Genomic DNA, 22,520 nt, shown 5'->3' on the forward strand with positions numbered 1-22,520 from the left:
CTCAGAGCACCCGTGCGACGGTCGCCGACCGACCGGGAACGGTGACCGCCCCGTCGAGGGTGGTCGTCGCGGCCTCGTCCCACGCGGTCAGCACCTCGACCGGGGAACCGGGCGACAGCGGCACGGTCACCGCGTCGTGGCCGAGCACGAGGACCACCCGCAGCCCACCGCGGTGCACCACGAGCCAGGAGTCGTCATCGGCACGGTCGACCGCGACGGCCGTGAGGTCCCCGGAGGTGAGATCCGGCTCGCTGCGCCGCAGGGCGATCAGCGCGCGGTACCAGTCGAGCATCCGCCGGTGCTCCTGGACCGCGGGCTCGGTCCAGTCCAGCAGGCTGTCGTGCACCGTCGAGGGCGCCTGGGGGTCGGGCACCGTCACCGGGCCCGAGTAGAGGTCGGTCCACCCGTGGCCGCCGAACTCGGCCGTCCGGCCCTCGCGGATCGATCGCACCAGGTCGGGCTCGGCGTGGTCGGTGAAGTACTGCCACCGGGTCCGCGCTCCCCACTCCTCACCCATGAAGAGCATCGGGGTGAAGGGTGAGGTCAGCACCAGCGCGGCGCTGATCGCGAGGCCACCGGCATCCAGCCGCTCGGAGGGCCTGTCGCCCAGCGCCCGGTTGCCGACCTGGTCATGGTCCTGGGCGAAGACGACGAACCGTCGGCCGTCGGTCGTCGGGGGCACGGGGGTCCCCCAGGTCGCGCCACGGAAGGTCGAGAAGGTGCCGTCGTGCAGGAAGACCGAGGTCAGGGTCTTGGCCAGCGCCTCGACCGTCCCGAAGTCCACGTAGTACCCGTGCCGCTCGCCCGTGACCAGGGCGTGCACCGCGTGATGGACGTCGTCGGCCCACTGGGCGGTCATCCCCAGACCGCCCTCGGCGCGGGGCGTGACCATCCGGACGTCGTTGAGGTCGGACTCGGCGATCAGGGACAGCGGGCGCCCCACGGTGCTCGACAGCTGGTCGGCGGCGGCGGACATGTCGGCGAGCAGGTGGACGGGGGAGTCGTCCACCAGGGCGTGCACCGCGTCGACCCGCAGCGCGTCGACGTGGAAGTCGCGCAGCCAGTGCCGGACGTTGTCCAGCACGAACTGTCGGACCTCGGCGGCGTCCGGCCCGTCGAGGTTGACCGCCTGGCCCCAGGGCGTGTGGTGCCGGTCGGTGAAGTACGGGCCGAAGACGCTGAGGTAGTTGCCCGACGGCCCGAGGTGGTTGTAGACCACGTCGAGGCACACGGCCAGCCCGCGCTGGTGGGCGGCGTCGACGAACCGCTGGAGGGCTGCCGGCCCGCCGTAGGGCTCGTGCACCGCGAACAGCGCGACGCCGTCGTACCCCCAGCCGTGCACGCCGGGGAACGCCGCGACCGGCATGAGCTCGACGACGTCCACGCCGAGGTCGACCAGGTGGTCGAGACGGTGGACGGCTGCGTCGAGCGTCCCCTCGGGGGTGAACGTCCCCAGGTGGAGCTCGTAGATCACCGCACCGCGGACGTCGCGTCCCTCCCAGCTCGCGTCGGACCACTGGTGCGCGCGAGGGTCGAACGTGCGGCTCGCGGCGTGCACCCCCTGGGGCTGCCAGAGGGTGCGCGGGTCGGGTCGTGGTGCGCCGCCGTCGACCGCGAACGCGTAGTCCGTGCCGTGGGACAGGTGTCGTCCGGAGACCCACCACCCGTCGGCCCCTCGCTGCATGGCTGTCGTCTCACCGGTGCCAGGCAGGTGCAGGTCGACCCTGGCCGCCGCGGGTGCCCACACCGCGGGCGCCCAGCCCTGGTCGGTCCACCCGTGCCGGGTGACCTGGACGGGTGAGTCGTCAGTCATCGATCCTCCGTGCGGCAGACGGGGTGCTCGTCGTCGAGGTGTGGTCCGGCTGCTGCGGTGCGGCGCCGGCGTCCTGGTCGGGTACCAGCAGGCAGACCGGGAGGTCGTCGAGCAGGTCGACCAGCCGGACGAGGCCACCACGGATCGCCCGCCCGGTCAGCACGCACGTCCAGCCCCCCTCGGGCAGCGCCACCGTGTGGTCACGCCACCCGCCGTACCGGTCCAGCGACAGCGCGAGCCGGGTGGCCACCACCAGCGCTCGCGGTGACCCGTCCACCGTGCGTGCGTAGGCCAGGGCGTTGCCCGAGGAGCAGGGCAGCGGGACGTACCCCGCCTCCTCCCCGGTGAACGCGTCCGCGTGGTCACGGCGGACCCTCAGGGCGCGAGCGGTCACCAGCAGCTTCTCGTCCGCCAGGCCGCGGGGGGTCTCGCCGTCGTCCAGCCGGGCCAGACGCGCAGCCAGGCCGTCGAAGTCGACCGGGCGACGGTTGTCCGGGTCGACCAGTGCCACGGCCGGGATCTCCGTGCCCTGGTAGACGTCGGCGACCCCCGGCAGCGTCAGCTGGACGAGCTTGGTGCCCAGCGTCGCGGCACGAACACCGGGCGCCGCGCGGCGCACCCAGGTCTCGACGAGACGGACGACCTCGGGGTGGGCCACCACCTGCTCGGCGAAGCCCAGCACCGCCTGCTCGTAGGCGGGCTCTTGGGCGGTCCAGGACGTGTGGGACTTCGCCTCCCGGATGGCCTTGGTGAGGTACTCGGTGAGGCGGGCCACCTCGAGGGGCCCGTCCTCGGTCCAGGTGCCGGCGAGGGTCTGCCACAGGATGTTCTCGGTGCGACCGTCCAGCAGCGACGGGCGCAGCTCGGTGGTGACCGCCCGGAGGGCGTCCACCAGCTCCGACCACTCGACGGGGAGCTCGGACAGCACGCCGAGACGGGCCCGGACGTCCTCGCTGCGCTTGGTGTCGTGCGTCGAGAGACCGGTCATCGCGACCGGTGAGTGCTGCTGGGCACGGGCGGCCCAGGAGTGGAGCTCCTCGGTGCTGATCGCGAACCGCTCGGGAGCGCCACCCACCTCGCTCAGGCTGACCAGGTGCGTCCACCGGTAGAACGCGGTGTCCTCGACCCCCTTGGCCATCACCGCGCCACAGGTCTGCTGGAAGCGCACGATGAGCTCGGCCCGTCGTGCCTCGTGGGTGCGTCCCGCCGAGCCCACCTCGCGACCGATCAGCAGGTCGGCGAGCACCTCGAGGGTCTCCACACGGTCGTCGACCAGATGCGAGCGCGCGGCCTCGACGCATGCCGCGAACGCGACAGCCGAGTCGGGGTGGACCTGCTGACCGGGGACGACGTAGTACCGGTACCGATCGGCCGCCACGAGCAGCTCGACCAGGCAGTCGTGCAGGGACCGCCAGGTGTGGTCGCGCAGCCGCAGGTCGTCACGGCAGATGTCGGCAGCCAGGTCGGCGAGCCGGTGCACCTCGGCGTACAGCGGACCGTTGACGATCTCGCGCTTGGCCGCGTCGATCATCGCCGGCAGCGCGTCGGTCGTGTCGCCGGTCAGGCGGTGCATCACCGCCCCCAGCTCGGCCGCGCCCCCCGGGTCGACGAAGGAAGCCTGGATCCGCCACATCGCCTCGTAACCGGTGGTGCCGGCGGTGGCCCAGTCCTCGGGCAGGTCCTCGGTCGGGGAGAGGATCTTCTCGACCACGACCCAGGCCTCGTCTGTGGCCGCAGCGAGGCGTTCGAGATAGCCCTGGGGGTCGGCCAGACCGTCAGGGTGGTCGATGCGCAGGCCGTCGATCGTCCCGTCGGCCAGCAGGCCGGTGACGAGCTCGTGCGTGGCGTCGAAGACCTCGGGGTCCTCGACCCGGACGGCCGCCAGGGTGCCGACGTCGAAGAACCGCCGGTAGTTGAGCTCCTCGTCGGCGACCTTCCAGTACGCGAGCCGGTAGTGCTGACGGTCCACGAGCTCGGCCATCGGGAGGTGCTCGGTCCCCGGGCGTACCGGGAAGAGGTGGTCGTAGTAGCGCAGCACGGGCTGGGGGAGGTCGCCCTGCCCCGGCACGACGCACTCGTCGATGCTGAGCTCGTCACCGGCCAGCACCGCGCCGATCCGACGACCGAGGACGGGCATCAGGAGGGCCCCGTCACCCGCCGACCAGTCGACGTCGAACCACGACGCGTACGGGGACTCCGCGCCCAGGGCCAGGACCGACCACAGGGCCCGGTTGTGCCACACCGGGGTGGGCACGGCCATGTGGTTGGGCACGATGTCCAGGACGAGCCCCATCCCGGCGGCGTGCGCAGCTGCCGCGAGCCGGTCGAGCGCCGGGCGACCGCCCAGCACCGGGGAGATCTCGTGGTGGTCGACGACGTCGTACCCGTGCGTGGACCCCGGGGCCGCGGTCAGGATCGGTGAGAGGTACAGGTGGGACACGCCGAGGGCGGCCAGGTAGCCGACCTGCGCCGCCGCGTCCTGGAGGGTGAACTCGGCGTTGAGCTGCAGGCGGTACGTCGAGACCGGGACCCGTCGCTCAGTCGGCGGCCGACGACGGGCCGGTCCTGGCCGTGGGGTGGTGTCGGGGCTCGTCATCCGCGCGTCAGCCACCGTTGACCGGTCGGGTCAGGACCAAGGTGCTCCGGCCGGTGACCTCGACACCGGTGCCGGCGAGCACCTCGGCGCCGCGGTCCAGGGTGTGGTCGGTGTCGAGCACGCAGGTCCAGGCCTCGCCGAACTCGGCCGGAGGCAGCGTGAACTCGATGGACTCGCCGTGCGCGTTGTAGATCACCAGGAAGCTGTCGTCCACGACTCGCTCACCCCGGGGGTCCGGCTCGGCGATGGCCTCCCCGTTGAGGAAGACCATCACCGAACGGGCGTGGCCCTCGTGCCAGTCGGCGTCGGACATGTGCTCACCGGAGTTGTTGAACCAGGCGATGTCGCCCAGCCCCGACTCGCCGCCGTGCTCGGCGCTGCCGAAGAAGAACCGCCGTCGGCGCAGCACCGGGTGGTCGCGGCGCAGGTGGACCAGACCACGGGTGAACTCCAGGTGACCCTGCGCCGCGTCGTCGAGGTCCCAGTCGACCCACGTCACCTCGTTGTCCTGGCAGTAGCCGTTGTTGTTGCCGCCCTGGGTGCGGCCGAGCTCGTCGCCGTGCGAGATCATCGGCACTCCCTGGGACAGCAGCAGCGTCGTCAGGAAGTTGCGCTGCTGGCGCCAGCGCAGGGCGGTGATCTCAGGGTCCGTCGTCGGACCCTCGACCCCATGGTTCCAGGACCGGTTGTGGCTCTCGCCGTCCTGGTTGTCCTCGCCGTTGGCCTCGTTGTGCTTCTCGTTGTAGGTGACCATGTCGGCCAGGGTGAAGCCGTCGTGGGCCGTCACGAAGTTGATCGACGCGATGGGCTTGCGACCGGTGTGCTCGTAGAGGTCGGAGGACCCCGACAACCGGCTCGCGAACTCCGCCAGGGTGGCCGGCTCGCCGCGCCAGAAGTCACGGACCGTGTCGCGGTACTTGCCGTTCCACTCGCTCCACAGGGGCGGGAAGCCGCCGACCTGGTAGCCACCGTCGCCGACGTCCCAGGGCTCGGCGATGAGCTTGACCTGGCTGATGACCGGATCCTGCTGGACCAGGTCGAAGAAGGCCGAGAGACGGTCCACCTCGTGGAACTGGCGGGCGAGGGTCGAGGCGAGGTCGAAGCGGAAGCCGTCGACGTGCATCTCGGTGACCCAGTACCGCAGCGAGTCCATGAGCAGCTGGAGCACGTGCGGGTTGCGCATGAGCAGCGAGTTGCCGGTGCCGGTGGTGTCGAAGTAGTGCGCCTGGTCGTCGTCGACGAGGCGGTAGTAGGCGGCGTTGTCGATCCCGCGGAAGCACAGCGTGGGCCCGAAGTGGTTCCCCTCGGCTGTGTGGTTGTAGACCACGTCGAGGATGACCTCGATACCGGCCTCGTGCAGGGCCTTGACCATCTGCTTGAACTCCTGGACCTGCTGGCCGGGGTTCACCGAGGACGCGTAGCCGTTGTGCGGGGCGAAGAACCCGATCGTGTTGTAGCCCCAGTAGTTGGACAGCCCCTTCTCCTGGAGCGTGGGGTCGTTGACGAACTGGTGCACGGGCATCAGCTCGATCGCGGTGATCCCCAGCTCGACGAGGTGGTCGATGATCGCCGGGTGCGCCATGCCGGCGTAGGTGCCGCGCAGCTCTTCCGGGACCCCGGGGTGCTGCTGGGTCAGCCCCTTGACGTGGGCCTCGTAGATGACGCTCTCGTGGTACTCCAGGTTCGGCGGACGGTCGTGGCCCCAGTCGAAGTAGGGGTTGATGACCACCGAGGTCATCGTGTGCCCGGCCGAGTCGTCGGTGTTCAGGCTGTCGGGGTCGCCGAAGTCGTAGGAGAACAGTGCCTGGTGGCCGTCGATCTGGCCGTCCACGGCCTTGGCGTAGGGGTCGAGCAGCAGCTTGGCCGGGTTGCAGCGGTGGCCGTTGCTCGGCTCGTAGGGGCCGTGGACCCGGTACCCGTAGCGCTGGCCGGGCTGCACGCTCGGCAGGTAGACGTGCCACACGAACGCGTCGACCTCGGGGACGTCGACACGCTCCTCGGTGCCGTCGTCGTGGATGAGGCACAGCTCGACGCGTTCGGCGACCTCGGAGAAGAGCGCGAAGTTCGTGCCTGTCCCGTCGAAGGTCGCGCCGAGGGGGTAGGGCTTACCAGGCCAGATCTGCATGGGCCAAGAGTGCCAGCACGAGGGCCGGAGTGCGCAGTGTGACCACCGTCGAGCCTGTGGGGAGCGTCACGCCGAGGCTGTGGGCCGGAGCCCGACAGGCCTGAACCGCGCCCCGCGCGCCGTGGTCACTCACGGACGACGGCACCTCCGGCCTGGGTCCAGGTCAGGATCCCGCCCTCGAGGTGCGCGGCGTCCGTGAACCCCGACTCCCGCATGATCGCCAGGGCCTGGTCCGAACGGTTGCCGCTGCGGCAGTAGACGGCGTATGCGAGGTCGGTGTCCAGCGCGGCGACCTGCTGGGGGAACTCCCCGGAGCTCAGGTCGAGGTTCACCGCGCCCGGGAGGTGCCCCTCGGCGAACTCGGCCGGCGTCCGGACGTCGAGCACGACCGTGCCCTCCCGCGCCACGAGCTCGGCGAACTCGGACGCGTCCAGGTCCGTCGCGCCCTGCGCCGCCGGCGTGGCAGGCCCGCTGCTGCATGCGGTGGGTCCCAGCAGCAGGGCGACGGTCGTGGCGAGCGTGATGGCGATCCCGCGAGGGGACGGGCGAGCTGGGCGCATGCTGGGAGCATACCCCATGGGGTATGTGGCGGGTGCGGGTGGCTCGATCTGTCTGCCTAGATGAAGAGCAGCTGCGCCCCAGCGGTCTTCTCGATGAAGTCGGTCGCCGAGATGATGCCCTCGACACCCTCGTAGAGGTCGGCGTCGCTGAGCTTGTTCATGTCGGCCGAGAGTCGGCACGCCCACAGGTGACCGCCGGCAGCGACGATCTGCTCGAGGAACTCGGGCACGTCGGGGACGTCGAGGTCGGCGATCGTCTTCTTCATCTGCTTGGTCGCCATCGCGGTCATGCCCGGGAGAGGGGTCAGCCCCATCGGCATGTGGGTCGCGGTGTTGCCCACCGGGGTGAACTTGAGATCACCCATGCGGGACCTGGTGATCATGTCGAAGCCCCAGAAGGTGAAGAACAGGTGGGTCTCGATCCCCTCACCGAGGGCCGCGTTGCCGAGGATCAGCCCGGGGTAGGCCATGTCGAGGTTGCCCTTGGAGCAGATGATCGCGAGCTTGCGGCCCTCGTCAGCGCTGTCGTCGAAGTTGGGCACGATCGGTGCGGACATCGGTGGTCCTCTCGGGTGGGCGTGCAGTGGTGGGTCGACGGAGGCGGAAGAGTCTTCAGACGCAGCCGCGGGGCTTGGGCAGGCCCGCGATGTAGGCCATCTTCTTGGCCGGCTTCTTCGGGAAGAGCGCGAACTGCTCCTTGGTCGGCACGCCGGCGACGGTGGCGACCCGCCGGGTCGTGGCCGTCTCGCCCTGGGTCGCGAAGTCCTCCCGCAGGAACCGGATGAGCCGCCAGTGCGCCTCGGTCAGCTCCATGCCGATGTTGCTCGCGAGCACGGTGCCCAGGGCCTCGTCCCACTCGGAGGGCTCGGTCATGAATCCCTCGGCGTCGACGTGGACCTGGCGGCCGCCGATCTCGGTCACGGTCATGGGTGTTTCCTCTCAGTCGAGCCCGGCCGGGACGGCAGGCGGCGTCGTGGTGGTCGTGGCGGACACGGCCGGCGGGGCCTTCTTGCCGACCATCGACATGTGCGCGGTCACCGGCAGGTGCCGTCCGGGCAGCAGGACGTGCCAGTAGATCCAGCGGAAGGCGACCTTGCCCCAGTGGTTGAGCCGGGTCTCCTTGAGCAGGCTCATCGGCCCGACGACCGGCAGCGGGTAGACGCCCGTGAGCGGCTCGGTCTCGTAGTTGAAGTCGATGAGCAGCCCTCGGCCGTGGCCTGTCTCGATGAAGCAGTTGGCGTGGCCGTCGAAGCGTTCGGGCATCGGCCTGCCGTCGACGTGGGCCAGGAAGTTCGGCACGAAGACGTCGGCGGCGAAGTGCGCGACCGAGCCCGCCTTGGAGGCAGGGATGTTCGTGGCGTCACCGATCGCGAAGATGGTGTCGTACCGGGTCGAGAGGAGGGTGTGCTTGTCGACAGGTACGTAGTTGAGGTCGTCGCCGAGGCCCGAGCGCCCGATGAAGTCGGCACCCATGTTGAGGGGCACCGTGACCAGCAGGTCGAACGGGATCTCGCGTCCGTCGTAGGCGGTGAGCGTCCGGGCCTCGGTGTCCACCTGCTCGACGACGAAGTCGGGCTCGATCGCGATGCCACGCCGGGTGAGCATGTCACCCAGCCGCTGGGAGGAGATCGGCTTGGTGAACGCACCGGGCAGCGGCGTGACGTAGGTGATCTCGACCTCGTCCCGGATGCCGCGGCCGGTGAACCAGGCGTCGGCGAGGAAGGTGAACTCGAGCGGGGCGACCGGGCACTTGATCGGCATCTCGGTGATGTGCACGACCATCCGGCCGCCCGGCCACGTGGCGAGCGTGGCCGCCAGGGCGTTCGCACCGGTGTAGGTGTAGTACTCGTGGACCGAGTCACCCATCCCCTCGGCCATCCCCGGGGTCTCCTCGGGTCGGGGGGTGGTGCCCGTCGCGATGACGAGGTAGTCGTAGCCGAGCTCTGAGCCGTCCTCCAGCCGGACGAGGCGGGCCTCGGGGTCGACCCGGTCGACGGCTGCGGGGACCAGGCGCACCCCACGGGTCAGGGTGGGGCGCAACGGCTTGGCGACGTCGCTCGGCCGCAGGCCGCCGAACGGCAGGAAGAGGAAGCCCGGCTGGTAGAAGTGGGTCGGTGACGGCTCGACGACGGTGATCGTCCACTCGTCGTCGGGCAGTCGAGGTCGCAGCTTGTTGACCACCATCGTGCCGGCCGTGCCGGCACCGAGGACCACCAGGTTCCGCATCGGAAGCTCCTTCGCCCACCTCGTCCCGGCGACGGTGCCGGGCAGGGCGCTGATGAACGCCCACCTCCGACGCTAGGGGGCGTCGACGCAGCCCGACAGGGACGTTCGTCGCATACGGTAGGGGGTATCTCTGGTGCGGGGCGGCAGCCGCGGGGTCCCGGTCTCAGCGTGCGAGGCGTTCGACCACCGCGCCGAACAGGCGGGGCGCACGGTGCGCCACCGGGACGACCGCTCCTCGCAGCGGCGAGGCGGCCCAGGCCACCAGGCCCGAGGTGAGCACCCGGTAGTCCCGGGTCGCGGACACCCACGCCCGCTCGTAGCCCGAAGGGTCGTCCAGGAACCGGATCGCCGCGGCGGCCTGCGCGAGGCCCACGCGCAGACCCTCCCCGGTCAGCGCGTCCACGTACCCCGAGGCGTCCCCCACCAGCCGCACCCGACCTGACGTCCGACGGCTCGTCCGCTGACGCAGCGGACCTGCACCCTTGACCCCGGTGGCCGGCTGAGCGTCGTGAAGGTGGCGGGCGAGCGCAGGGAACGAGGTGAGCGCGGCAGCGAAGTCGACCCGTGGCGGACCCAGCAGCGCCACGCCCACGAGGTCGGCCGCGACCGGGGTGACGTAGGCCTCGACGTCGCGGCCCCAGTGCACCTCGACCAGGTCGGTCCAGGGGGCGACCTCGAAGTGGCGACGCAGACCGAACCGACGAGGAGCGCGCAGGGACCCGACGGCGCGACCCGGGGACTCGAGACCGACCAGGCGGCGCACCGTGGAGTGCAGGCCGTCACAGGCCAGCAGCCAGCGCGCACGCACCCCGGCCGCCTCGACCCCGTGCGGCCACTGCTCGACCGACACGACGCGCCGCTCGAGCCGCTCCACCCCGAGCTCCACGCTGCGTCGGTCCAGCGCAGCGTGCAGGACGGTCCGACGCACCCCGCGGCCGGGTCCGGTGGCGAACGGGTGGTCGGCGTGCCGGCGCGCGTCCCGGTAGCTGATGCCCCGGAGCACATGGCCCGGCGGGTCGAGCCCCAGACCGAGCAGGGCCGTGAGGGTCCCGGGCATGAGCCCCTCACCGCAGGCCTTGTCCACCGGTCCGCGCCGCGGCTCGACCACCACCACGCTCAGACCCGCGAGCCGGGCACCGATCGCGCTCGCCAGGCCGACCGGACCACCGCCGACGACCACGACGTCGGCGTCCAGGTCTGCGCTCACGGGCGTCGCGGGTCGAGGTCGCGCGGCCCACCGCCGGAGGGCTCGGCCAGGGCCAGCCCGAGCGCCCGCTCCTCGGCGGGGATGCGGAACCGGAGCAGGAGCACCGCGTTCAGGACGGTGAAGGCCACGGCTGTCACCCAGGCGGTGTGCACCAGCGGCAGGGCGACACCCTCGACCACGACCGCCACGTAGTTCGGGTGCCGCAGCCATCGGTAGGGGCCGCCGGTGACCAGGGGGAGCCCGGGGACCACGATCACCCGGGTGTTCCACCGCGGACCCAAGGTCGTGATGCACCACCACCGCAGGGCCTGGCTCCCCAGAGCCAGCACCAGGGCGGCCCAGCCGAGCGCAGGGACGAACGGGCGGTCGGTGACCAGGACCTCCACGACGCAGGCCACCAGCAGACCGGCGTGCAGCACGACCATCGCCGGGAAATGACCCCTGCCGGCCTCGACGCCGCCGCGGTCGAAGGACCAGCGTGCGTTGCGGGACGAGACCACGAGCTCGGCCAGTCGCTCCAGGGCGACCGCGGCGACCAGGACGACGAAGAGTGTCTGCATCAGCCAGGGCCCTCCTGCGGTTGGTGGAGCAGGACGATCTCCGCGCCGACCCCCGGGCCGAACGCGAACATCACGCCGACGTCGCCCGGCTCGAGGTCGCCACCGTCCAGGGTGTCGGCCAGCACGTGCAGCACCGAGGAGGAGGACAGGTTCCCCACGCGGTCCAGCGAGCTCCAGCTGCGCGCGAACGCCTCGTCGGCGACACCGAGAGCCCGGGCTGCGGCCTCGAGGATCCGTGGCCCCCCGGTGTGGGCCACCCAGGTCGTGACATCGCCCAGGGTGAGGTCGTGCTCCGCGAGGAGAGTCACGACGTCCTGGCGGAGATGCTCCTCGATGACCTCGGGCATCCCCGCGGACAGCACGATCCGGAAGCCGCTCCCGCCGATGTCCCAGCCCAGGCTCCCCGCACTGTCGGGGTAGATCACGCTGCGGCTGCCCAGCACACGTGGTCCGGCAGTTCGCCCGGAGACCGCGCGCTCCTCGCCGACCATGACCACGGCGGCCGCGCCGTCGCCGAACAACCCGCTCGAGACCAGGTTCGCCAGCGAGTCGTCCCCCTGCTGGACGGTCAGTGAGCAGAGCTCGACCGACAGGAGCACCGCGACGTCCTGGGGGTGTCCGGTCAGGTAGTCGTGGACCCGGGCGACACCGGCCGAGCCACCGGCACACCCCCACCCGAACGACGGCAGCCGTCGCACGTCGCGCCGCAGACCCAGCCGCTCGACCAGCAGCGAGTCGATCGAAGGGGCCGAGACCCCGGTGACCGACGTGAACAGCAGGAAGTCGACCTCCTCGGCGAGGATGTCGGCGTCGGCCAGGGCCTGGCGCACCGCGTGCTCGGCCAGGTCCGCCCCGAGCGCGATGAACAGGTCGTTGGCCTGGTCGAAGGAGGTCAGGCCGGCGTACTTCTCGAGCGGCAGCACGAGATGACGGGTGCTCACACCGCTCGCACGGTGAAGACGGTCCAGCACCGTGCGGCGTCCAGGGTCCTCGGTCAGCAACGGGCCGATCACGGCCGAGATCTCCGCCTGGTCGTACACGTGCGGCGGGAGGGCGGGCGACACTGCGGCCAAACGCGACATCTCGGCATCGTGCCACGTCACCTGTGTTCGGGCGCGGCGTTGCTAGCGTCGGACTCGTGGACCCCCTCGCTCCGAACGCCCACCGGCGCAGCCCGTGGCCCGGGGCCCACGTCGGACGTGCCCTGCAGGGTCTGGCCCTCGCCGCGCACGCCGGGCCGACGCTGCTCGTGACCGGGCTGACCGGTGCGCTCGCGATCGGGGTCGGAGCACCCGGGGGGACCGCCGTGCTGGTCACCGCAGCGGTGCTCGCCGGACAGCTCTCGGTCGGGTGGTCCAACGACTGGCTCGACGCCGGCCGCGACGCGCTGGTGGAACGGTCGGAGAAGCCCGTCGTGGCCGGGCTGATCCGCCCCGGGACGCTGCGGACGGCTGCCCTCGTGGCTGCCGCCGGCTGCGTGGTGCTCTCCCTGGCCACCGGCCTGGTGCCCGGGACGGTCCACCTGGTGGCGGTGGCCGGCGCCTGGGCCTACAACCTGCGCCTCAAGAACACGGCCGCGTCGTGGCTGCCCTACGCGGTCTCCTTCGGGCTGCTCCCGGTCTTCATCGTCCTCGCCCTGCCCGGACGGCCGGTCCCACCGTGGTGGGTGGTGCTCGGTGCGTCCCTGCTGGGTGTCGGGGCGCACGTCGCGAACGTGCTCCCCGACCTCGAGGACGATGCGGCCACCGGTGTCCGGGGGCTCCCGCACCGGTGGGGTCGTGCACGGTCGACCGTGCTCGCGCTCTCGGTGCTGGTCGCGGCCGTCGGGGTGATCGTCCTGGGACCGCCGCCACCGGTGACCCCGGCCGGCTGGTCGGGGGCCGGGGCGGCACTCCTCCTGGCCGGGGCGGGAGCAGCGGCCGCGCACCGTGACGGGCGCAGCCGCCTGCCCTTCGCGCTGAGCATGGCCGTCGCGGCGGTCTGCGTGGTGCTCCTCGTGCTCGCCGGACCCGAGCTGGTCCCCGAGGCGCGAGCGACGTAGAGGAGGACACCTGCTCAGGACTGGACCGCCACCTCGACCGCGTGCCAACCCGTGGCGCCGTCGGGCACCACGCCGGTCACGGTCCCGGTCTGCACGGCGCCGGTCGCATCGGTGGCCCGTGAGCGCAGGGTGTGGGCACCGGGGGTGGCGTCCCAGGTGAACGACCACTGGCGCCACGTGTCGATCGACGCCTCGTCGGCGAGCTGTGCCGTGAGCCACGGTCCGTCGTCGACCTGGACCTCGACACCGGTGATGCCTGTGTGCTGGGCCCAGGCCGTCCCACCGACAGCCACCGGACCGGGGGGCACCGGGACCCCGGGACGTGGCACCTCGATCCGTGAGGAGGTCTTGACCGGTCCCTCGGCGGACCAGCCCCGGTCCGTCCAGTAGGCGGTGCGATCGGCGAACCGGGTCACCTCGAGGTCGACCACCCACTTGGTGGCCGAGACGTAGCCGTACAGCCCGGGGACGACCATGCGCACCGGGAACCCGTGCGCGGCCGGGAGCGGTGCGTCGTTCATCGCCACCGCCAGGACCGCGTCCCTGCTGTCGGTCAGCACGCCGAGCGGTGTCGAGGCGGTGAAGCCGTCCACGCTGGTCGAGAGCACCATGTCCGCCTCGGGGAGCGGGACGGCTCGCTCGAGCAGGGTGCGCAGCGGATGGCCCAGCCACTTGGCGTTCCCGATGAGCGAGCCGCCGACAGGGTTGGAGACGCAGACCAGGGTCACGTAGCTCTCGACCATCTCCAGCTCGAGGAGCTCGTCGAAGGTCAGCAGGATCTCGTTCTGCACCAGGCCGTGGATCCGCAGGGTCCAGGTCGCCGGGTCAACCTGAGGCACGGTGAGGGCCGTGTCGATCCGGTAGAAGTCGGCGACGTCCGTCACGAAGTCCACGACCCCCGGGGTGGTGGACTGCACCCCTGGCGGCAGGGGAGGTGCCGGCCGCGACGGCGCCGGCAGGCGGATGAGGTCCCGTGCGGCACCGGCCGCGCGGCCGACCGAGCCGGCCACGGCCCCGGCAGCCGCGCTGAGCGCGGCGGCAGCGGTCACGACGACCGCTGCCCCCAGGAAGCGTCGACGATCGAGCTCCACCCCAGGATCGGGATCAGCTTCGGCAGGGTTGGCCGCGCCGCCCACGCCGGCGGGCGACGGGGTCGCGGTGGCCGGGACCTCGATGCGTCGCACCAGCGCGAGCAGTGCGACGACCCCGGCGGCAGCCCCCACCAGGCTCGGCAGCGGGCTGGTGATCACCGCGTCCGGTCGCGTCCATGCCGCCACGGCCCCGACCGCGCCGAGTGCGACCACAGCGGCGACGCCCGCGGCCGGGCGGGAACGGGCGAGCAGCCCTGCTCCGGCGGCGAGCGCGGCCAGGACCAGTCCCATCCCCACGAAGAGGGCGACCTTGTCCTGCGTGCCGAAGGCCGCGATGGCTGCGTCCTTGAGCCAGGCGGGGGTCCGGTCCACGAAGGCGTCACCGACGGCGACCAGTGGCGCCGAGCCCGGCGACACCGCGACCGCGACCAGCTGCGCGACCCCGAGGGTGAGGCCCGCGGACAGCACGCCGGCCAGTGCGGCCCGACGTCGCGCCGGTCCCTGTCCGGGGCGCGCCGAGGTGAGCGGGCGTTGTCCGGTCGTGGTGCGCACAGGTCGAGCCTGAGCCCTGGTGGCCGTCCTGTCACCCCCGCGGTCGTGTCGGTGGTGGGCGGCACGATGGGCAGATGGACCCAGCGACGCAGATCGGCGGCACCCAGGCACCTGCGGGCGCCGTGGTCAGGGGGGCCGGGTTCGTCCACCAGGTGGACCTGCCGGGCTGGTCAGCCCGCTCGTCGTGGGGCTACGACCCGGTCTACGAGGGCTACTGGCTGCGGGTCTGGGACGTGGACCACGCCGCGCGGCCCGCGGTGGAGGTCGCCCCGTCCCAGCTGATCAGCACGGTCGCAGGTCTGGCCCGCGTGATGGCCCGGGCGCTGGACATCGACGACGGCACCGCGTTCCTCGCGCTGACGGCCTGAGGTCTCAGGCGCCGACCGTGACCGGTGCCGAACGGTTCGCCGGTGCCTGCCAGGTGGTCTGGCCGGCCCGTCGGACGTCGTGGAAGGGGATGACCTGCTGCTCCAGGACCCGCCGGCCGTGGGGGCGCGCTGCCCGCAACCGGTCGACGACGTCGTCCGGGACGTCGCGGTACTCGAACGAGGCCCACGAGCTGCCGCTCGGGGTCGCGTAGCGGACCTTGAGCACACGGGTGTGGTCGTCGTAGTCGGTCGACCGGAGGAAGAGCATGCCTCCACTGTCCGGCCTGCCGGAGGCTCATCTGTAGGTCGCTGGTCCCTGCGCCGGTCGGGGAGCGGGTGACTCCGTGGGTGCGCGCACGTCCGACGGGCCCGCCGCGGAACGCCGGAGCTCCTCGTAGTCCTGGAGCGCGGTCCGCGCCAGGACCTGCTGCAGGGTCGCGGTGCGCTCCGACCGGCCCCGCCCCACGAAGCTCACCGCCCAGTGCAGCAGGGTCGTGAGGCGGTTCTTGAAGCCGATCAGGTAGATCAGGTGAACCACGAGCCACAGCAACCACGCCACGAACCCGGCCACGTGCCACCTCCCGACGCTGGCCACGGCGTAGAAACGCGAGACCGTGGCCATGCTGCCCTTGTCGTGGTACCGGAAGGGCTGCCCGGTCGGCTCGTCGCGCAGTCGACGGCGGATCTGGTCGGCGGCGTGCTGGGCGCTCTGCATCGCGACCTGTGCGACCCCGGGCAGCTCGTCGAGGGCCATCATGTCGCCGACGACGAAGACCTCGGGGTGACCGGGCAGCGTGCAGTCCGGCTCGACGAGCACCCGGCCCGCGCGATCGGTCGACGAGCCCGCCGCCTGCGCGAGCTGGGCCCCCAGGGGCGAGGCGGCAACCCCCGCTGCCCACACCTTGCACCGCGACCGGATCCGTGTCGGTGCTCCGTGGGCGTCCAGGAGGTCCACACCGTCGGAGTCGACACCGACGACCTTCATCCCGAGCTGCAGCTCGACCCCGAGAGCCTCGAGCTGCCCGGCAGCCTTGCCCGAGAGACCCTCGCCGAAGCCGTTCAGCACCTGGGGCACGGCGTCGACCAGCACGATGCGGGCCGTGCGGGGATCGATGTGCCGGAAGTTGCCCCGCAGCGCTCGGTGCGCCAGCTCGGCGATCTGCCCGGCCATCTCGACACCGGTCGGACCAGCACCCACCACCACGAAGGTCAGCAGCTCCGCGACGGTCTCGGGGTCCTGGGTGACCTCCGCGAGCTCGAAGGCACCGAAGATCCGCCCGCGGAGCTCGAGGGCGTCGTCGATGCTCTTCATCCCGGGTGCGTACCTGGCGAACTGGTCGTTGCCGAAGTACGACTGGCCGGCGCCGGCCGCCACGATGAGGCTGTCGTAGGCGGTCCGCACCTCACCCGCGGGTGAGGTCGAGGTCACGATCCTGGTCGGGAGGTCGATCTCGGTGACGGTCCCGAGCAGCACACGTGCGTTCCTCTGCCTGCGCAGCACCTCGCGGGTTGCCGGCGCGACCTCCCCTTCCGAGAGCACGCCCGTGGCGACCTGGTAGAGCAACGGCTGGAAGAGGTGGTGCCCGGTGCTGGCGATCACCGTCACCCGCACCTGCTCGCGGGCGAGGGCCTTGGCGGCGAACAGGCCGCCGAACCCTGACCCGATGATCACGACGTGGTGAGGCGCGGACTCACGGAGGCTGGTCATCGTCGGTTCCCCACGGTCGGCGGCAGCGATCAGGGGACCAGCGTCACCCGCGCGGCGTCCTCGCGCCACCTCGGCCCCGCGTGGTCCGCGGCGAGTCGTTCAGCCGGCGTCGGTGGTCTCGATGGTCGCGGTCATCGAGTGGGTCGCCCCGGGGGCCAGGCGGACACCTGCTGCGCGGACGTTGCAGGTCTCCACGCACACGAACTCGGTCCACTCGTGGTCGCCCATGTCCGGCAGGCGACCGGCCTTCGTGACCCACGGGTTCCACACGACGGTCGCCTCCGAGCCGGTCTTGCTCACCCGGAGGGTCCGTCCGCCTGGCTCGTGCACCACGGCCGTGGCACGCGTGCTCGGGTAGAGACGATCGGTCTCGTCCCGGAGACGGATCGACGGTGCGTCGTCGGTGCGGGTCTGCTCGTCGATGCTGCGGTCGACGTAAGGCGCCCCGTGCAGACCGGTGACCTCGATCTCGCGCACGTCGGGGACCGCGAGGTAGGTGTGCAGCGCCTCCTCGAAGTCGAAGGGCTCATGCCCACGGTTGGTCACGTCCAGGCGCAGCGAGAGCGCCGCACCGACCTGGATCGTCACCCTCGCCTCGAAGCGGTGGGGCCACCGCGGGTCCGCAGGGCGGTCCTGGTCGGTCAGCCGCAGCACGAGCTCGACGGACGCCCCGTCGTCCTGCGCGGCGATCAGCGTCCACGGGGTGGTGCGGGCGAAGCCGTGCGCGGGGGCGTCGGCGTCCTGCGGGTGCTCGGCGAACCAGGGGAAGCAGATCGGGACCCCTCCGCGGATCGCACGCCCCGGCTCGAACCGGCTGCTCCGGCTCGTCCAGAGCACCGGGGGGTGTTCCGCAGGCGTCCACGACGTGATGTGCGCGCCCTGCAGGTAGACCTCTGCCCGGGCAGCGGGCGAGTCGACCCGCAGGACGGGGAGTCCCCCCTGTCCGGCCTCGAGCGTGACGGCGGGTGGCAGCTCGGGCATGACTCCTCCTGGATGTGGGTGACCGACCAGGGACGGCTCCGACGACCGTCCCGTCGGGCGACGCTACCGGTCCGGCGCGAGGGCCAGGGGCCGTGGACGTGCCGCGAACACACCCTCGAACCGGGGTGGGCCGCGGTCCGTGTGCGCCAGGATGGGTGGGCAACCGGGCGGGTGCTCGGCGAGCAGGGGAGCAGGGGAGCAGGGGAGCAGGGGAGCAGGATGACGGTGCGGGGACGGTACATCGGCGCGCGAGGGCGGCGCGCCCACGCCAGGAGCATGCGCGCACCGGCACTCACGCTGGCCACGGTGCTCGCGGTCGGGGGAGGGCTGGTCGGTTGCACCGCCGGCCCGCCGCAGCCCGGACCGGTCGCCGAGGCGCTCGCCGAGGGGATCGCCGGAGGCGACCTGTCGGCCGTGCCCCTGACCGGTGCCACGGCGCAGGAGGCGACCGAGACGCTCTCGCTCGCCCTGGCGGGTCTCGAACCGCTGCGACCAGCCGTGCAGGTCCAGGACGTCACGGTCGACGAGACGGGAGCTGTCGCGACGGCAGCCTTGGCCTACACCTGGGACGTCGACGACGGCGAGCGGGACTGGACCTACGGCACCACGGCGCGGATGGACCTCGTCGAGGACGCGTGGGTGGTGCGCTGGAGCACCTTCGTGCTCGCTCCCGACCTGCTCGAGGGTGAGGTGCTCACCGTGCGGCGGGAGTCGGCCGAGCGAGCACCCGTGCTCGGTGCCGGAGGGATGGTCCTGGTCGAGGAGCGCCCGGTGCTCCGGCTGGGCCTGGACAAGACGAGGATCGAAACGGCGGTCTGGGACGACGCGGCACGTCAGGTCGCCGCGGTCCTGGGTCTCGAACCCGAGCCCTACGCGCAGCGCGTCGCCTCGGCGGGTGAACGGGCGTTCGTCGAGGGCCTGGTGGTCCGTGAGCACGACCCGGGTGTCGACCTCGTGGCCTTCGCCGCGGTGCCCGGTGCGCTCGAGGTGGCCGACAGCCTGCCGCTGGCACCGACACGTCGTTTCGCACGGCCGATCCTGGGGACGGCCGGTCCGGCGACCGCGGAGATCGTCGAGGCCTCCGGCGGTCAGGTCCAGCCGGGGGACGTCGCGGGCCTGTCGGGTCTGCAGCGGCAGTACGACGAGCAGCTCCGTGGACGGCCCGGTCTGACGATCCTGGCGACCTCGGAGGCGACCGGAGCCGAACGAGGGCTGTTCCACCAGGAGCCGGTCGCGGGTGAGGCGCTCGTCACGACGCTGGACCCAGAGCTCCAGGACGCGGCCGAGACCATCCTGGAACCGGTCGGTCCGGCGAGCGCCGTCGTGGCCGTCCGGGCGTCGACCGGTGAGGTTCTCGCGGCGGCGAGCGGACCCGGCGGTGAGGGCTACTCGACCGCGACGCTGGGCACCTACGCACCGGGCTCGGTCTTCAAGGTGGTCAGCTCCCTGGCCCTGCTCCGCGCCGGGATCGCGCCCGACGACGTCGTGCCGTGCCCGACGACGATCGAGGTGGACGGGCGGTCCTTCGCGAACTTCCCCGGCTACCCGGTGGAGGCGAACGGGTCGATCACGCTCCGGACGGCTCTGGCGCACTCGTGCAACACCGCGTTCATCGGGTCGCGTGACCGTGCCACGCAGGAGGCGCTCGCTGACGCGGCCGGATCACTGGGTCTGGGCGGCGAGGGCGACCTGGGGCTGCCCGTGTTCCTGGGTGACGTCCCCGTCGAGGCCTCCGGGACGGACCACGCGGCCTCCATGATCGGTCAGGGCCGGGTGCAGGTCTCACCCCTGGCGATGGCAGGAGTCGCCGCCTCGGCCGCTGCCGGTCGGACCGTCGTGCCGTGGGTCGTCGGTGAGGGGGCACCGCAGCCCGACCCGTCGACGACACCCCTTGCCGTGGACGAGGCCGCCGCCCTCCGCGACATGATGCGGGCCGTGGTCACCGAGGGGGGCGCGACGTTCCTGGTCGACACCCCCGGCCCGGAGGTGCTCGCCAAGACCGGCACGGCCCAGTTCGGGTCGGGTCCAGAGCTGCGCAACCACGCGTGGATGATCGCCGTCCAGGGTGACCTGGCGATCGCCGTCTTCGTCGAGGAGGGCGACTACGGATCGACCACGGCCGGCCCGTTGCTCGAGCAGCTGCTCGCGGTCGCCGGACCGTGGACCTAGGAGCCAGGACCTGACCGCCGGCCGCCGCCATGACGCTCGGAGCGGCGCAGGGCGAGAACCACGACGAGCGGCCACACCGCCTGGGTGCCGGCGAGCAGACGTTCGAGGGCGCCGGTCGCAGCGCCCCGGAGCGGAGTCATGCCCTGGAGCTCGAGCACGAACACCACGAGCAGGCCGACGAGCGACGACGTCGCCACGCGGGCGGTCCGTGCGCTGAGCACGCCCTGTCCCGATGATCGCCATGCCCCCGCCGGCCACGCCGAGAGCGCGCCGAAGGCGATCGCGGCCGCGGCGCCGTGGGCGGCCGGCTGCAGGTCCACAGGGAGTGCCGCGACCCCCGCCGTGGCGACCCCGCCCAGCGCCAGGAGCAGGCGGCCGGCCGTCGGGAACGGACGCAGCCCCGACGCGGTCACCACGTGGCAGAGCCCGGTCACGGCGAGGCCCGCACCCATCACCCACGGGGCTGACGCCGTGCTCGCGGCCAGCGCGCTGATGGTCTCGCCCACCCCGTCGAAGCGGTCCTGCATCGCAGCGGCCACCGTCCACCCCCCGATCATGGCGATCGGGGCGGTGGCCGCCGACACCAGGGCCCAGGTCGCCACCTCCCGGTCAGCACGAGCGGCGTGGACCCGTCCCGACGTCACCGGTCCGACCTCGCGTACGGACGCTCCGCCCTGGACACGGTGACCGCGCAGGAGGATCGTGCAGAGATGGGTGAGGTCAGGGCACTTCCTCTCGCAGCGACGACCGCGATCTCCGACGTCCGCGGCCAGCACCGCGCTCTGCAGGTCACCTGGCACGAGGACGACGACGTCTTCGTGGTCAGCGTGTGGCGGTTCGGCCGGTGCACCGCGACCGTCAGGCTCGCACCGGCGGATGCCGCGGCGCTCATCAGCACGCTCGCGGACGGGCTCGCGCGACGCGGCTGACGTCGGCTCCTGGCCCGGCCTTCTCGTCCGGGTGCTGACGGCGTCCAGGATCCTCGCCCGTGACGGGCGTGGTGGACCACTGCCCTCGACGGACGACCTCGTGCAGCGGTGTGCGCCTGCGGGTGGTCACCGAGCCCGTCGGGCGGGACTGGTCGGCAGGATGACCGATCGTGATCGCACCGATGGGGGTGAGGTCATCGGGTACCGTGAACTCGGCGCGCAGCAGGTGCTCGCGGTCGGGAGGGATGCCGAAGAAGCAGGCGCCCAGGTGCTCGTCGACGGCCGTCTGGAGGATCAGCAGGGCGGCCATCCCGGTGTCGATGTGCCAGTACGGCACCGACCACCGGGGCTCCGCCGGTTCGTCGCGGACCTTGTCGGGTGCGGCGTACCGCTCGACGTAGGCCGCACGGCAGGACATCGGGACGACGACCACGGGCGCGGTCCGCATCCCGCGCAGCCACCTGCCGGGGTGCTGTGCTCGGTGCTCAGGGGTGGTCGCGCGCCAGAACCGGTCGACATCGGCCGGGCGGTCCAGGACGAGGAACGCCCACCCCTGGCTGAACCCGGCGCTCGGTGCCCTGAGCGCGTTCTGGAGCATCCGGTCGACGACTGCCGGGGGAACCGGATCGGCGGAGTAGCTGCGCACCATGCGACGTCGGCTCACGACCTGCTGGAACTCCATGCGGCTGATCCTGTCACCGCGTGGAGGGCGGCGCGGACCGGCGCCGCCGTCGGGTGAGTGCCTGCTGGGCCTAGGGTCGGCGCCATGCACCCTCGTCGCGACAGGTCCAGCAGCTCACGGCGACGCCTGGAGGAGCTCGACCGGCGGGCCACACCGATCGGTGAGGTGAGCCTGCGTCGGCGGTGGGACCCGATGTTCGGTCGCGAGGTCCACGAGGTCAAGCTCGATGACGACTTCCTGATGTCGAGCCTGTTCACGGTGGCCGAGGTCGAGGTCGCTGCCCTCGCGCTGGAGATGCTCCCGCAGGATCCTGGCACCCTCGACGTCGTCGTGGGCGGGCTGGGGCTGGGGTTCACCGCGCTGCGGGTCCTGGAGTCGCCCGCGGTCGCCTCGCTCGTCGTGGTCGACGCCCTCGAGGCGGTCATCGACTGGCACCGGGACGGGCTGGTGCCCGCCGGCGTGGTCCTGACGGGCGATGCCCGGTGCCGTCTGGTGCACGGGGACTTCTTCGCCATGGCCGGTGGTGCGGGTCTCGACCCCGATCACCCCGCGCGCCGCGTGCACGCGATCGTGGTCGACATCGACCACTCGCCGCGTCACCTGCTCGACCCCGCGAGCGCCGGCTTCTACGAGCTCGCAGGTATGCGTGCCCTTGCGGCGCACCTGCACCCGGGCGGGGTGTTCTCGCTCTGGTCCAACGATCCTCCGGACGGCGAGTACCAGTCGGCGCTCGAGCAGGTCTTCGTCGACGTCCGCGCCGAGGTGGTCAGGTTCGACAACCCGCTGCAGGGGCGGGAGTCGACCAACACGGTGTACCTGGCGCGGGCGGCACCGGGCACCTGAGTGCTGCTCCGCGGGTGTGGTGGTGCGCGGGTGCGGTCGTGACCCGGGTTGGTCAGACTGACCACGTGC

General features: G+C 72.2%; 21 protein-coding genes. 5 read left to right on the forward strand and 16 right to left on the reverse strand.

Annotated elements, in window-relative coordinates; all coding sequences use genetic code 11:
- Nucleotide 1: 1 nt before the first annotated feature.
- The 10 genes from treZ to M1R94_RS14625 form a co-directional block, all read right to left on the reverse strand.
- Nucleotides 2-1,813, reverse strand: a complete 1,812-nt coding sequence (treZ, locus tag M1R94_RS14580; RefSeq protein ID WP_249382441.1) for a malto-oligosyltrehalose trehalohydrolase — start codon at nt 1,811-1,813, stop codon at nt 2-4.
- Nucleotides 1,806-4,409: a malto-oligosyltrehalose synthase gene (gene treY / locus M1R94_RS14585; RefSeq protein ID WP_249382442.1), complete on the reverse strand. Its 2,604-nt coding sequence runs from the start codon at nt 4,407-4,409 to the stop codon at nt 1,806-1,808. The genes treZ and treY overlap by 8 nt, the downstream gene beginning before the upstream one ends.
- 7 nt (nt 4,410-4,416) lie before the next feature.
- A complete protein-coding gene (gene glgX, locus M1R94_RS14590; RefSeq protein ID WP_249382443.1) occupies nt 4,417-6,534 on the reverse strand; it encodes a glycogen debranching protein GlgX in 2,118 nt (705 codons plus the stop codon).
- Between the two features lie 125 nt (nt 6,535-6,659).
- Nucleotides 6,660-7,094 carry a rhodanese-like domain-containing protein gene (locus M1R94_RS14595; protein ID WP_249382444.1) on the reverse strand — a complete coding sequence of 145 codons (435 nt, stop codon included), beginning with the start codon at nt 7,092-7,094 and terminating at the stop codon, nt 6,660-6,662.
- Nucleotides 7,095-7,150: 56 nt separating this feature from the next.
- Nucleotides 7,151-7,651: a DsrE/DsrF/DrsH-like family protein gene (locus M1R94_RS14600; protein ID WP_249382445.1), complete on the reverse strand. Its 501-nt coding sequence runs from the start codon at nt 7,649-7,651 to the stop codon at nt 7,151-7,153.
- A gap of 55 nt (nt 7,652-7,706) precedes the next feature.
- Nucleotides 7,707-8,021 carry a TusE/DsrC/DsvC family sulfur relay protein gene (locus M1R94_RS14605; protein ID WP_249382446.1) on the reverse strand — a complete coding sequence of 105 codons (315 nt, stop codon included), beginning with the start codon at nt 8,019-8,021 and terminating at the stop codon, nt 7,707-7,709.
- A gap of 12 nt (nt 8,022-8,033) precedes the next feature.
- Nucleotides 8,034-9,320: a type III sulfide quinone reductase, selenoprotein subtype gene (gene sqr / locus M1R94_RS14610; RefSeq protein WP_249382447.1), complete on the reverse strand. Its 1,287-nt coding sequence runs from the start codon at nt 9,318-9,320 to the stop codon at nt 8,034-8,036.
- Nucleotides 9,321-9,483: 163 nt separating this feature from the next.
- Complete coding sequence (locus M1R94_RS14615; RefSeq protein WP_249382448.1) at nt 9,484-10,527, reverse strand: NAD(P)/FAD-dependent oxidoreductase; 1,044 nt, start codon at nt 10,525-10,527, stop codon at nt 9,484-9,486.
- Nucleotides 10,524-11,087: an isoprenylcysteine carboxyl methyltransferase family protein gene (locus M1R94_RS14620; protein WP_249382449.1), complete on the reverse strand. Its 564-nt coding sequence runs from the start codon at nt 11,085-11,087 to the stop codon at nt 10,524-10,526. The genes M1R94_RS14615 and M1R94_RS14620 overlap by 4 nt, the downstream gene beginning before the upstream one ends.
- Nucleotides 11,087-12,169 carry a type III polyketide synthase gene (locus tag M1R94_RS14625; RefSeq protein WP_249382450.1) on the reverse strand — a complete coding sequence of 361 codons (1,083 nt, stop codon included), beginning with the start codon at nt 12,167-12,169 and terminating at the stop codon, nt 11,087-11,089. Before M1R94_RS14625 ends, M1R94_RS14620 begins: the two co-directional genes overlap by 1 nt.
- Nucleotides 12,170-12,225: 56 nt before the next feature.
- Here M1R94_RS14625 and M1R94_RS14630 point away from each other — a divergent pair, with 56 nt between their 5' ends.
- Nucleotides 12,226-13,128 carry a UbiA family prenyltransferase gene (locus M1R94_RS14630; protein WP_249382451.1) on the forward strand — a complete coding sequence of 301 codons (903 nt, stop codon included), beginning with the start codon at nt 12,226-12,228 and terminating at the stop codon, nt 13,126-13,128.
- Between the two features lie 14 nt (nt 13,129-13,142).
- Here M1R94_RS14630 and M1R94_RS14635 read toward each other — a convergent pair whose 3' ends face one another.
- On the reverse strand, nt 13,143-14,771 hold the full coding sequence (locus M1R94_RS14635; RefSeq protein WP_249382452.1) for a molybdopterin-dependent oxidoreductase: 1,629 nt from the start codon (nt 14,769-14,771) through the stop codon (nt 13,143-13,145).
- 74 nt (nt 14,772-14,845) lie between these two features.
- Between M1R94_RS14635 and M1R94_RS14640 the strand changes: the two genes are divergently transcribed.
- A complete protein-coding gene (locus tag M1R94_RS14640) occupies nt 14,846-15,139 on the forward strand; it encodes a hypothetical protein (RefSeq protein ID WP_249382453.1) in 294 nt (97 codons plus the stop codon).
- Nucleotides 15,140-15,143: 4 nt separating this feature from the next.
- On the opposite strand, the gene M1R94_RS14645 is transcribed toward M1R94_RS14640, so the two are convergent.
- The 3 genes from M1R94_RS14645 to M1R94_RS14655 form a co-directional block, all read right to left on the reverse strand.
- A complete protein-coding gene (locus M1R94_RS14645) occupies nt 15,144-15,407 on the reverse strand; it encodes a KTSC domain-containing protein (RefSeq protein WP_249382454.1) in 264 nt (87 codons plus the stop codon).
- A gap of 27 nt (nt 15,408-15,434) precedes the next feature.
- Nucleotides 15,435-16,847: an NAD(P)/FAD-dependent oxidoreductase gene (locus M1R94_RS14650; RefSeq protein WP_249382455.1), complete on the reverse strand. Its 1,413-nt coding sequence runs from the start codon at nt 16,845-16,847 to the stop codon at nt 15,435-15,437.
- A gap of 99 nt (nt 16,848-16,946) precedes the next feature.
- The gene (locus tag M1R94_RS14655) at nt 16,947-17,828 is read right to left on the reverse strand and encodes a D-hexose-6-phosphate mutarotase (RefSeq protein ID WP_249382456.1); all 882 of its coding nucleotides are present in this window, start codon (nt 17,826-17,828) and stop codon (nt 16,947-16,949) included.
- A gap of 276 nt (nt 17,829-18,104) precedes the next feature.
- Between M1R94_RS14655 and M1R94_RS14660 the strand changes: the two genes are divergently transcribed.
- Nucleotides 18,105-19,997 (forward strand): penicillin-binding transpeptidase domain-containing protein, encoded by a 1,893-nt coding sequence (locus M1R94_RS14660; protein ID WP_249382457.1) that lies wholly within the window; start codon nt 18,105-18,107, stop codon nt 19,995-19,997.
- Here the strand turns inward: M1R94_RS14660 and M1R94_RS14665 are convergent.
- The gene (locus M1R94_RS14665) at nt 19,994-20,641 is read right to left on the reverse strand and encodes a DUF998 domain-containing protein (protein ID WP_249382458.1); all 648 of its coding nucleotides are present in this window, start codon (nt 20,639-20,641) and stop codon (nt 19,994-19,996) included. The genes M1R94_RS14660 and M1R94_RS14665 overlap by 4 nt on opposite strands.
- A 66-nt stretch (nt 20,642-20,707) precedes the next feature.
- On the opposite strand from M1R94_RS14665, the gene M1R94_RS14670 reads away from it, so the two are divergent.
- Nucleotides 20,708-20,926: a hypothetical protein gene (locus M1R94_RS14670; protein WP_249382459.1), complete on the forward strand. Its 219-nt coding sequence runs from the start codon at nt 20,708-20,710 to the stop codon at nt 20,924-20,926.
- On the opposite strand, the gene M1R94_RS14675 is transcribed toward M1R94_RS14670, so the two are convergent.
- On the reverse strand, nt 20,889-21,608 hold the full coding sequence (locus M1R94_RS14675; RefSeq protein WP_249382460.1) for a nitroreductase family protein: 720 nt from the start codon (nt 21,606-21,608) through the stop codon (nt 20,889-20,891). The genes M1R94_RS14670 and M1R94_RS14675 overlap by 38 nt on opposite strands.
- Nucleotides 21,609-21,692: 84 nt before the next feature.
- On the opposite strand from M1R94_RS14675, the gene M1R94_RS14680 reads away from it, so the two are divergent.
- A complete protein-coding gene (locus tag M1R94_RS14680; protein WP_249382461.1) occupies nt 21,693-22,451 on the forward strand; it encodes a polyamine aminopropyltransferase in 759 nt (252 codons plus the stop codon).
- Nucleotides 22,452-22,520 lie beyond the last annotated feature (69 nt).

It is taken from the genome of Actinotalea alkalitolerans (assembly GCF_023369855.1).
In the GTDB taxonomy this organism is placed as follows: domain Bacteria; phylum Actinomycetota; class Actinomycetes; order Actinomycetales; family Cellulomonadaceae; genus Actinotalea.